6 protein-coding genes are annotated in these 12,644 nt (G+C 35.4%); all 6 read left to right on the top strand.

Annotated features, from left to right (window positions below; all coding sequences use genetic code 11):
- Window position 1 precedes the first annotated feature (1 nt).
- On the top strand, window positions 2-1,150 hold the full coding sequence (locus R1T42_RS04250) for a gliding motility-associated C-terminal domain-containing protein (protein ID WP_317291428.1): 1,149 nt from the start codon (window positions 2-4) through the stop codon (window positions 1,148-1,150).
- A gap of 75 nt (window positions 1,151-1,225) precedes the next feature.
- On the top strand, window positions 1,226-3,007 hold the full coding sequence (locus R1T42_RS04245; protein WP_317291427.1) for an AMP-dependent synthetase/ligase: 1,782 nt from the start codon (window positions 1,226-1,228) through the stop codon (window positions 3,005-3,007).
- Between the two features lie 74 nt (window positions 3,008-3,081).
- The gene (locus R1T42_RS04240) at window positions 3,082-4,443 is read left to right on the top strand and encodes an exonuclease domain-containing protein (RefSeq protein ID WP_317291426.1); all 1,362 of its coding nucleotides are present in this window, start codon (window positions 3,082-3,084) and stop codon (window positions 4,441-4,443) included.
- Window positions 4,444-4,482: 39 nt separating this feature from the next.
- Window positions 4,483-5,199, top strand: a complete 717-nt coding sequence (locus R1T42_RS04235) for an SAM-dependent methyltransferase (RefSeq protein WP_036578894.1) — start codon at window positions 4,483-4,485, stop codon at window positions 5,197-5,199.
- A 192-nt stretch (window positions 5,200-5,391) separates the two neighbouring features.
- Window positions 5,392-9,531: a T9SS type B sorting domain-containing protein gene (locus R1T42_RS04230; protein WP_317291425.1), complete on the top strand. Its 4,140-nt coding sequence runs from the start codon at window positions 5,392-5,394 to the stop codon at window positions 9,529-9,531.
- 120 nt (window positions 9,532-9,651) lie between these two features.
- Window positions 9,652-12,615, top strand: coding sequence for a T9SS type B sorting domain-containing protein (locus R1T42_RS04225; protein ID WP_317291424.1), 2,964 nt, complete (start codon window positions 9,652-9,654; stop codon window positions 12,613-12,615).
- The last annotated feature ends 29 nt before the right edge of the window (window positions 12,616-12,644 follow it).

Below are 12,644 nucleotides of genomic sequence, written 5' to 3'. Positions count from 1 at the left end.
TATGAAAAAGAGAACTATCATTTTTATAAGTATGTTTTTAATTTTCGCTTTCGCGAAAGCACAAACAGCACTTACAAATTATGGAAATTTAAAAGTCCATAATAATGGTCAGATAGGTTTTCATATCGATGTCATTAATGATGGTGATTCAGTAGAAAATGAAGGCTTTGCTGGTTTTTATAATCAAAATAATCCTCTCAGCTTTAGTGGGTTGAATCAAATGAATTTTGAAAACTTTGAAGTTGATGTTCAAGATGATCTCAATCTATTTACTTCTATAGGTGTCAACGAAGAAGTATTTTTTACAAATGGAAGGATTAATACTCCTAGAATCAATCCTGATGTTAAATTCAAATTTCTTGACGATAATATTTATAATGATGAAGGTAATAATGAACATGTGGATGGATATGCTCAATTTAATGGTGATTTTGAATTTAGCTTCCCTATCGGCGATGATTTTGAAATAAAACCGCTTATCATTGACAATTACAATAATTCTATTACCTATGCTGCTGCTTATTTTAAAGAAGACCCTAATGTACCTACGACATTTACAAACTCTTTTGACACCAGTAGCTTTCAACCTAGTTTAGATGTAATATCTACAGTAGAGTTTTGGTACTTTGATGGTTTTAAAGACCTAGATCTAACACTTACATGGACTAATTCTAGTAACGTTTCCCTGACGGCAAACAATTTAACTGATTTAAGAATTGCGGGATGGGATGATATTCAAAAAATTTGGGTAAATCTGGGAAATACCACCACCACGGGAAATTTAAACAATGGAACTATTACCTCAAGAATACCTAATACCAATGATTATAAAATATATACTATAGCGTCTATCCTTAAAGCAGGAAATGAAATCGTAGTGTATAACGGTATGACACCAGATGGTGATGGTTTAAATGATACTTTAATTATACGAGGTATTGAAGCCCTACCTGGAAATCAACTTTATATATATAATCGATGGGGACGATTAGTATACCAAAAAGATAACTATGACAATTCTTTTGGTGGTATTGCAAATGCAAATGCAACCATTAAAAGTGATAAAGAATTGGCCGCTGGAACATATTATTACGTTCTAAAATTACCAGAACAAGAAGATTTGGCAGGATATTTTTACATTAATCGTTAATTTAATTTTAAAAATTGTCATTTTAATAACCGCCCTATTCCTTATATTTAGCCAGATTAAATATAAATGGACAACATGCAGGTAAAAAGATTATTTGACTTTCCCTTATATCAGCTTAAAAATTTTCCTAGAGAAGATTCGCTGGTAACAAAATATAACGGTGAATGGAAAAAAACATCCACCCAATCTTTTATAGATCAAGCAAACGAGATATCGAGAGGTTTAATTGAACTAGGTGTACAACTTAATGATAAAGTTGCTATTATCTCTTCTGTTAATAGAAGTGAATGGAATATTGTAGATATAGGTATCATGCAAACTGGCGCACAAGATGTACCAGTTTACCCTACCATTTCTGAAGAAGATTATCAATATGTGCTTAATCACAGTGAATCTAAGTATGTATTTGTTTCTGACGATGAAGTAAGAAACAAAGTGTTAAGCATTAAAGATCAAGTACCTTCTCTAATTGAAGTTTATAGTTTTGATAGTATCTCAGGTTGTAAAAACTGGGACGAAGTAAAACAATTGGGTGCTTCTCAAGATCATCAAGCAGAACTAGAGAAAAGAATGGCAGCAATCACAGAAGACGATTTAGCCACTCTAATATACACCTCTGGTACCACAGGAAGACCTAAAGGTGTAATGTTATCTCATAAAAACATATCTAGCAATGCGATTACTAGTGCTTCTAGATTACCTATCGATTTAGGTAGATCAAAGGCATTAAGCTTTTTACCGGTATGTCATATCTATGAGCGCATGCTACAATATATGTACACTTATACTGGCACAGGAATTTACTTTGCAGAGTCTATTGAAACGATTTCTGATAATTTAAAAGAAATACAACCAGAAGTAATGAGTGCTGTGCCTCGATTACTTGAAAAAGTTTACGATAAAATCATTGCAAAAGGAGCTGACCTAACTGGTGTGAAAAAGAAATTATTCTTTTGGGCTGTAGAGTTGGGTCTAGAATGGGAACCTTATGGAGCAAACGGTTGGTGGTATGAGAAAAAGTTAGGTCTAGCTAAAAAACTAATCTTTTCAAAATGGCAAGAAGCCTTAGGTGGTAATCTTAAAGCTATAGCTAGTGGTAGCGCCGCTTTACAGCCACGACTGGCAAGAGTGTTTAATGCCGCTGGTGTTCCTGTAATGGAAGGTTATGGTCTTACAGAAACCTCTCCGGTAATATCGGTAAATGATTTACGAAACGGTGGATTCAAAATAGGTACCGTTGGTAAAATATTACCGAATACTGATGTTCAAATTGCTGAAGATGGTGAGATTATTATTAACGGACCACAGCGCATGATGGGATACTATAAAGATCCTGAAAAAACTGCCGAGGCCATTGATGAAAATGGATACTTTCATACTGGAGACATAGGCGAAATAGACAGCGAAGGATTCCTTAAAATTACAGATCGTAAGAAAGAGATGTTCAAAACATCTGGTGGTAAATATATCGCTCCACAATTAATAGAAAACACTATGAAGCAAAGTCGTTTTATAGAACAAATTATGGTTATAGGTGAAGGTGAAAAGATGCCAGCTGCCTTTATACAACCCAACTTTGAATTTCTTGCAGATTGGGCACAACGTAAAGGAATAGTCTATGACGATTGGAAAGACTTATGTTCACAAGAACGTATTATCAATAGATACCAAAAAGAAATCGATATCTATAACGCTAAGTTTGGAAACTGGGAACGTATAAAGAAATTTGAACTGACTCCAGAAGAATGGACTATTGAAGAAGGACACCTCACTCCTACTTTAAAACTTAAAAGACGTATCATAAAGGCACGTTATAAAGATCTTTATGACCTTATATATGGTAATTCAAAAATCTAATTACTTAATATAAACTATAGAGCTGCGCCACGTGCGCGGCTCTTTTATTTTCAATTCACAAACATTATATCCATTTGTACGCAATAGTAGATGTAGAAACTACAGGAGGAAAATTTAATGAAGAAGGCATTACAGAAATTGCCATCTATAAATTTGACGGACATGAAATTGTAGATCAATTTGCTAGTCTAGTAAATCCAGAAAAAGAAATTCAACCTTTTGTTGTTAAGCTAACAGGTATTAATAACAAAATGTTAGTACGTGCTCCTAAATTTTATGAAGTTGCAAAACGTGTGATTGAAATAATGGATGGAGCCGTGTTAGTCGCACACAATGCAAACTTTGACTACCGTATGCTACGCATAGAGTTTGAACGACTAGGTTATGAATTTCAAACACAAACGTTATGTACGGTAGAACTAGCACAAAAATTAATGCCCGAGGAAGACAGCTATAGTCTCGGTAAATTAACGCGCTCTCTAGGCATACCTATAACAGACAGACATAGAGCTACTGGTGACGCACTTGCTACAGTTAAGTTATTTAAAATGTTAATGGCAAAGGATACTGATAAAACAATTATCTCTACAAGCCTTAAGTCAGAAACTCGTAAAAAAGTAGAGCCTAACCTTAAAAAATTAATAGAGAAATCTGAATCAACAACAGGTGTCTATTACTTTTATAATCAGGATAATGAATTAATATATTTAGGCAAAAGTAAAAATATTAAGAAAAGAATCACGCAACTTTTTACCAGCTCGCAACCCAAACAGAAAAAGATCAAGAAACTTGTTACCGATATCTCATTTGAAAAAACTGGTAACGAACTTATCGCATTACTTAAAGAGAATGTTGAAATTAAAAAGAACAAGCCTAAGTTTAATAAACCATTAAAAAGAAAGAACTTTTCTCACGGCCTATATTCTTTTATCGATGATCATGGCTATATAAATCTGACAGTAAAAAATATAGGAAAAGATATGGGCTACATTACCAGCTTCAGCTCTTTGAAATCTGGTAAGAACTTTCTAGAAAAAATGGCTTCTGAACATCAACTATGCAAGAAACTGGTGGGACTTGAAAAAACTGATTCAAGTTGTGAAAATTATCCTATTGAAAAATGCTTAGGTGCTTGTATAAGAAAAGAAGACAAAGAATCTTATAACAACAGAGTTCAAGAAATTATTGATCAAAACAGTTTTGTAAATAAGAATATTATTATCGTTGACAATGGTCGCGAGGCTACAGAGCGCAGTGCAATTATGATAGAAGATGGAATCGTTTTAGGCTATGGCTTTGTTGACTTACAATTTCAAGTAACACATCCACAAGTTCTTAAAAAAGTTATCACTCCACTTTCAAATAATCTCGATTCGAGGCATATAGTACAAAGTTATTTAAGACATAAGAAAGTTAAAAGAATTATAGAGTATTAATATTACGCTTTCGCGAAAGCGTATATGAAAAATATCATCATGGATCATAAAGGAAAATTATACCTTATTCCTGTCACATTAGGAGATATCAATCCTTTTGAAGTACTACCTCTTTCTATTAAAAAAGTGGTAGAAAACATCAACCATTACGTGGTAGAAAATGAAAAAACAGCACGTCGATTTATAAAAAGTGTCGTACCATCAAAACCACAGCCAGAACTCGTTCTATTTTCTATAAACAAATATACGGACCCATCAGAAATCCCAAGTTTTTTAGAACCATGTTTACAAGGCCATGATATGGGCGTGATGAGTGAAGCTGGCGTACCAGGAGTCGCAGATCCTGGAGCTGATGTAATAAAAATAGCACATCAAAAAGGGATTCAGGTCGTACCACTAGTAGGTCCTAGTTCCATATTAATGGCAGTGATGGCTAGTGGACTAAATGGCCAGAATTTTGCATTTTGCGGTTACTTACCCATAGATAATATGGAGCGACGTAAAAGAATAAAAGAACTAGAAAGTCGTTCTTTTAATGAACAACAATCACAATTGTTTATAGAAACGCCATACCGAAATAATAAAATGATGGAAGAATTACTATTACAGCTTCATCCTAGTACTGAGGTTTGTATCGCTTGTGACATTACTTTACCTACAGAATTCATTAAAACTATGTCTGTTAATTTATGGAAAAAACAAGTGCCTGATTTGCACAAAAGGCCTACTATCTTTATGATTCATAAAAAGAACTAAAAAAATAAGATCGATGACGCAACCTTTTAACAATTAATACATCTATCTATCAAATAATATACTAACTAACTGATTAAAAACGGGATAATTAAAAATGTTAATAAGGTAGTGACAATACCTTTAAACGATGAATTTATAGGTTCATAGAACTCATAAAATTAACTTAATTTCCCAACCTCAAAACTTACTCTTATGAAAAAGATTTTACTCGCTTTTTTATTTATTCTACCGCTTTTATCAAATGCCCAAGGTGAAGCCTCTTGGTGGTTTTTTGGTGAAAACGCATCATTAGATTTTTCTACAGGCGTACCACTACCAGGTCCTAATGGCTCTCTATTTACTACTGAAGGATGTTCTACTATATCTGATGAATGTGGTAACTTATTATTCTATAGTGATGGAAGTCAAGTATGGGATAGAAATGGAACACAGATGCCAAATGGATTTGGATTATCTGGAAATGGAACTAGTGCTCAATCGGCCATTATTATACCTGATTTGACTAATTCGAATGTATATTTTGTAATTACTGTATTTCAAGTTCTAGAATATAGTATTGTAAATATGAATTTAAATGGTGGTTTAGGAGATGTTGTACCAGGTAGAAAAAACATATCACTTCTAACAAGTACTCAAGAAAAGGTAACTGCAACTCTTAATGATAACGGTGATCGATATTGGATAGTTGGATTTGATAACGGAACTTATACAGCATGGCAGGCTGGTGGTGGTCTAGTAGATACTAATCCTGCACGAGTAATAACCTCTCCTATCGCGGCCTCTAATGGTCTAAATGATAGTAGAGGATATTTAAGGTTATCACCAGATGCTACTAAAATTGTTAATACTAGTGTAGGTGATCCTTTATTGGTTTGTGATTTTAATAATACTAATGGTGTTGTTTCTAATCCAATTACTTTGACTAATCCAGGTAGTACTTCTGATGAATATTATGGTGCTGAATTTTCGCCAAATAGTAGAATGTTATACGTTAACGCTAATTCAAATAACGGTGGTAACGGAAATATTACAAATAATTCCAAGCAATTACTTCAATACGATACTCAAGGAGCTGCTGGTTGGCAAAATGCGCCTGTTATTTTAAGTACTGATGTAGGCGAAGGTCGTGGTGCTTTACAATTAGGTATTGATGGTAAAATTTATCACGCTAGAACATATACTCAAAGTTTAGGAGTGGTAAGAGATCCTGACGCTATTGGTACTGGAGCAAACTATGTTCATAACGGCGTCGTTCTACCTGCAGGTATGAGATGTAGAGAAGGTTTACCTCCATTTATTACTTCCTTCTTTGAACCTTCTTTTTTAGCTACGGATGCTAACATGGGATCTGGTGGTGGAAACAATAATCCGGAAACAGATTTTTGTGATGGTACTCCTATTCAGTTTGACTCTAGTGGTAGTGGTCTTTGTACTACAGCGACGGTAAATTGGGATTTTGGTGATGGTACTACAGATAATACCTTTAATCCAGTTCACACATTCCCAGCTCCTGGTGATTATACGGTAACACTTACTGTAACAAGTGGATTCTATTCTAATACAGCTGTTGATGTTATCAGTATCTATGAGATCCCAGTGGCTAATCCTGTAACTAATGTTGTTATTTGTGATGTGAATAATGACAATACCGAGGATTATGATTTAACAATTTTAGAAACGCCACAAATTCTAGGAACCCAAACTAATCCTTCTTTTGTAGTGACTTACTTTTTAACTCAGAACGCTGCTGATAATAATTCAAACCCGATAGCAATGCCATATTCATTTACGGCAAATATAACGACCATTTATGCTCGTATAACTAATGATCTAAATGCTGCTTCACGCGCTTGTTTTGAAACAACTTCATTTACAGTAACTCTAGATCCTGCTCCAGTAGCAAATCCAGTAATGGAATATCGTTTATGTGATGATGTTTCAAACAATGGCTCTGAAGTATTTGACCTAGCTTCTAGAAATCCAGAAGTTCTAGGTGCTCAAACCGCTGCAAACTTTTCCATTGAATATTTCGTCTCTCAAGCAGGTGCTGATTTGGGGTCCATAGGTGGAGCTACTCCAGTTGCTTTTAACTACAGCAGTGGTGGACAAACGATGTATGTGCGTATTGAAAATGCAACTTCTCCAGATTGTTACGACACAACTTCTTTTGATTTAGTAGTAGATGATATTCCTGTTGCCGCAGCACCGATGACTTTAGTCCTGTGTGACGATACTACCAATGACGGAATAGAAGATATCACCTTATCTCAATTTGATGCAGATGTGTTAAATGGTCAGACACAAACTACTTTTGTAATAAGCTATCACGCTTCTCAAGCAGATGCTGATAACGACGCGAGTCCACTACCAGGTGTTTATCAAGTAAGCTTAGGTACTACAACCGTTTATGCTCGTATTGACAACTCAGACAATGAGACTTGTGCATCAGTAGTGTCCTTTGATATAATCTTGAATGAACAAGCAATTGCAAATACAGTAACTGAATATAGAATTTGTGATGACGCTTCAAATGATGGATTAGAAGACTTTGATCTTTCTACTAAAGATGTAGAAGTTCTAGGAGCTCAAACAGCAGCTAACTTTAATATAGAATACTTCACCTCTCAAGCAGATGCTGACTTAGGTTCTGTAGGTGGTGCGACACCATTAGCTATTCCTTACAACAGTGGAGACAATACCATCTTTGTAAGAATTGAAACTATTGCAAATGCAGACTGTTATAACACCACAAGCTTTGACATCTTTGTAGATGACTTACCTATTGCAGGTACTCCAGCAGATGTGGTAGTTTGTGATGATCCATCAAATGATGGTGTGGAAGATGTAAACCTTTCACAATTTGATGCTGAAATTCTAAATGGACAGACTAATCCTAGTTTTGTTGTTTCTTATCACGCATCACAAGCAGATGCTGATAATGACGCTTCGCCACTAGCAAGTCCATTCACAGTGAGTACAACGACACCTAACCTGTTTGCAAGAATAGATAATGGAGATAATAACGATTGTTATACCACAACAACATTCCAGTTTGTGGTAAGTCCTACACCTACAGCAAATGCTGTTCAAAACATGATTGCCTGTGATGATGCTGGTAACGATGGTTCAGAAATTTTTGACCTATCCAATGCAGATGCTCAAGTACTTAACGGACAAAATGCTGCTAGCTTTAATATTACTTATCACCCATCTCAAGCAGATGCTGATGCTAATACAGCAGCACTACCTGCTTCTTACCCAAGTAGTACGACGACACCAGAAACTGTTTATGTAAGAATAGAAAGTAATACTAATACGCAATGTTATGATACCACTAGCTTTACTCTTACAGTAAGTGAGCAACCTACCGCTGGAGTAGCATTAGATCAACGTGGTTGTGATGATGTAAGCAATGACGGAATTGAGGAATTTGATTTCAGTAATGTAGATGTAGATATTTTAAATGGACAGTCTGCGGCAGACTTTACAGTTACTTATCACACCTCTCAAGCAAATGCAGACAGTGGTGCAAATGCACTTACTTTCCCATACACTAATGTATCTCAATCGCAAACTATTTATGCAAGAATTGAGAACAATGTGAATACCGATTGTTATGATACTTCTACTTTTGGAATTGAAGTATTTGCTAGACCAGTCATCGCAAATCAAGGACCTATCACTATATGTGCAGGAATTGATGAAGTGCTAGATGCAGGTGCAGGATACAGCAGCTACTTATGGTCTACAGGAGAAATGACACAAACCATAACCGTTAATCAAGGTGGTGATTATGACGTGACTGTTTTCAATGCAGACGGTTGTGATTCTACAGCAACGATCACGGTAATCGAATCTGATGTAGCCGTGATAGAACGTATCGACATCGGACAGTTTGAAGTAAATACAAATCAACTTACAGCTATCGTAACAGGTAGCGGTGATTATGAATATTCACTAGACGATTTTGTATACCAAGACAGTCCTAGATTCAACAATCTGTATCCTGGATACTACACGATTTATGTTAAAGATAAAAACGGTTGTGGAACCGTATCTATGGATGCTGTAATAATAGGTGGACCACCATACTTTACTCCTAACCAAGATGGTTACCACGACACATGGCAAGTAATTGCCATAGAAACCGTTCCAGATGCAAATATTTACATCTTTGACCGTTATGGAAAACTCATCAAGCAAATCGATGCACAAGGAATCGGTTGGGATGGAACATATAATGGTAACCCAATGCCATCTAGTGACTACTGGTATTTAGTAGAACTAAGCGATGGACGTAGCTTTAAAGGACACTTTGCCCTGAAGAGATAACCCAATAATCTATATAAAAAAAGCGAGCTTAGGCTCGCTTTTTTTTATGAATCTAAGTTTTAAACACGCTTTCGCGAAAGTGGAAATAATCTTAACTAACAATTCCATATTTTTATAGTTGTGAAAAAGAACCTATTCTATACATGCTTCCTTCTACTATCGTTATTTTCGTATAGTCAGAATCAAGCAAACTGGTGGTTTTTTGGGAATAATGCAGGATTAGACTTTAATACCGGTACACCTATTCCCAATAATCTAGGGCAATTGAGCACCAATGAAGGTTGTGCATCCATTGCAGATGCTTGTGGTTCCCTACTCTTTTATACCGATGGTATTACCGTATGGAATCAAAATCATATGGTCATGCCTAATGGTATGAACTTATTAGGAGATCCATCTAGTTCACAATCTGCATTAATAATACCACAGCCAGATACACCAGATTTGTATTACATCTTTACGGTAGGTGATTTTAACCCTAGAAATGGACTTAATTATAGTGTGGTGGATATGACCCTTAACGGTGGACTAGGTGATATAATTCCTTCTCAAAAAAACATTAATTTGATTGCAGATAGCACTGAAAAAGTAGCTGCAGCAGTTACAGATAATGGCGATGCTTGGATTGTTACTTATGCAGAAGATGTTATAGGTTCTGGCTTATTTGATACCTTTTACGCTTTTAAATTAACATCTAGCGGTATGGATTTAAGTGCTACCGTTACCTCTACATTCAATAATGTTCAAGCAGACGATCGTCGAGGTTATTTAAGAATCTCACCAGATGGATCAAAAATAGCAATCATGACTCAATTACCGGTAACTCCAGGAATAGTAGGACAGACTGGTCGTGGTGCTTGGTTATTTGACTTTGACAATAGTACTGGATTGGTTAGTAATTCAGTAAGACTCAATTTCCCCTTAACACATCAAGCTTACGGTGCTGAATTTTCTCCTGACTCTAGAAAAATTTATGTGGATATCAATACTCAAAGCAATGGAAATGATGGAGATCGTATTTTACTACAATACAATTTGGACGCTTCTAATTTTGAAGACAGTCCTTTAACAATTTATAGTACAGATCCTACAGATTTTACAGATGATGTTGCACGCGGCGCTTTACAAATAGGCCCAGATAATAAAATTTACTATTCCCGTAAATCTACACAATGGTTAAGTGTTATTAATACCCCTAATCAGATAGGCGCTGCTAGTAATTTTATGTTTGATGGTGTACAAGTCGCTACAGGAACACAAGTGAATGAAGGATTGCCTCCATTCTATAATGCCTTTTTTAATCCGTCTTTCTCCTTTATAGAAGCTTGTGAAACAGACGCTAGTCAGTTTTTTGCAGATGATATTGCAAACTGTCCTGGCAGCAGTGTTATTTGGGATTTTGGAGATCCTTCTAGCGGTTTAAATAACACATCAACATTACCAGACCCAACACATATTTACAATAGTGCTGGTACTTTTAATGTGACACTGAGTATTGATACAATTAGAGGCAATTATACGACCAGTAAAGAAATCACTATAGTACCACAACCTGTAACAAATACAGTCAGTGATATTATAATTTGCGATGATATGAGCAACGATGGAATAGCAACATTAGATTTAGTGCCAATTAGATCTACTGTTTTAGGCTCTCAATCCAGTACAGATTTTCAAGTGACCATACATGAAACACTTACAGATGCACAAAATGATTTTAATGCTTTACCAGATAGTTATGATGCTATAAGTGATACATATTATGCCAGAATAGATAGTAGTGTCTCAAACGGTTGCTATGCTACTACAGCATTCGATATTATTATCAATCCTCTACCTATAATTAATAATATAGATGATTTGTACTTGTGCGATATAGATAATGATAATGTAGAAAATTTTGATCTTAATATTGCCGGTTTACAAGCTCTAGGAACTCAAGACCCTATAGTATTTGATATTTCATATCACAATAGTATGGGCGACGCAATGAGTAATTCAAATTCGATTAACACATTTTATGATAACAATACGATCAATGAATCAATATGGTTAAGAATTGAAAATGTAAATAATACGAACTGCTATGCCATAGATAACTTTACCATTAACCTAATACAACAGCCAGAAATTAATCTTTTAAATGATTATGAATTGTGTGATGATGAGAGTAACGACGGAATCGAAAATTTTGATTTATCAACCATCGATGCTCAAGTGTTAGGCAATCAACCATCAACATTTGTTATTAGCTATCACAATAGTATGATGGAGGCAGAACAAAATATCAATGCACTACCTAATAATATTGATTCTGGGACAACCATGATATGGGCACGATTAGAAAATAATCAACAGCAAGTTTGTTACACAATTGAACCATTACAAATTACTGTTTTTCCGCATCCTGTGGTTGATTTACCTGAAGATATAACTAAATGTGTAGATGATGTGGTCACTATAGCAGCAACTCCTGGATTTAACCAGTATAGTTGGGATAGTGGAGAAACAACGCGCAGTATAAATGTTCAAGCGGCAGGCAATTATACGGTAACCGTTACAGATGATAATGGATGTACAGATACAGAAACCATCACAGTCTCAAATTATGAAACTACAGTCATTACCAATATTGAGGTAAGACAATTTACTTTAAGAGACAATCGAATAGAAGTGAGTGTTACCGGTAGTGGCCCATGGGAATATAGCATCGATAACTTCTTTTATCAATCGTCACCAGTTTTCGCTAATTTATTACCAGGTTATTATGATGTTTATGTACGTTCTTTAAATGGCTGTGATCAAGTAATTGCTCCAGCAACAATAATTGCAGCACCTAACTTCTTTACACCTAATCAAGATGGATTTCACGATTACTGGCAAGTAATTGCCATAGAAACCGAACCCGATGCACAAATATTTATATTTGATAGATTTGGTAAATTATTAAAACAGCTCTCTCCTACTGGTATCGGTTGGGATGGTACATACAATGGAAACCCGATGCCTAGTACCGATTATTGGTTTAAGGTGGTGCTAAATGATGGTCAATCTTTTAGAGGACATTTTAGTTTAAAGAGGTAAGTTTTTAACTTCGCTTTCGCGAAAGCGGA

The organism is Nonlabens ulvanivorans, assembly GCF_032922765.1.
In the GTDB taxonomy this organism is placed as follows: Bacteria; Bacteroidota; Bacteroidia; order Flavobacteriales; family Flavobacteriaceae; genus Nonlabens; species Nonlabens ulvanivorans.
The sequence above is the reverse complement of the archived record's forward strand: the minus strand, read 5'-3'. Positions and strand labels throughout refer to the sequence as shown.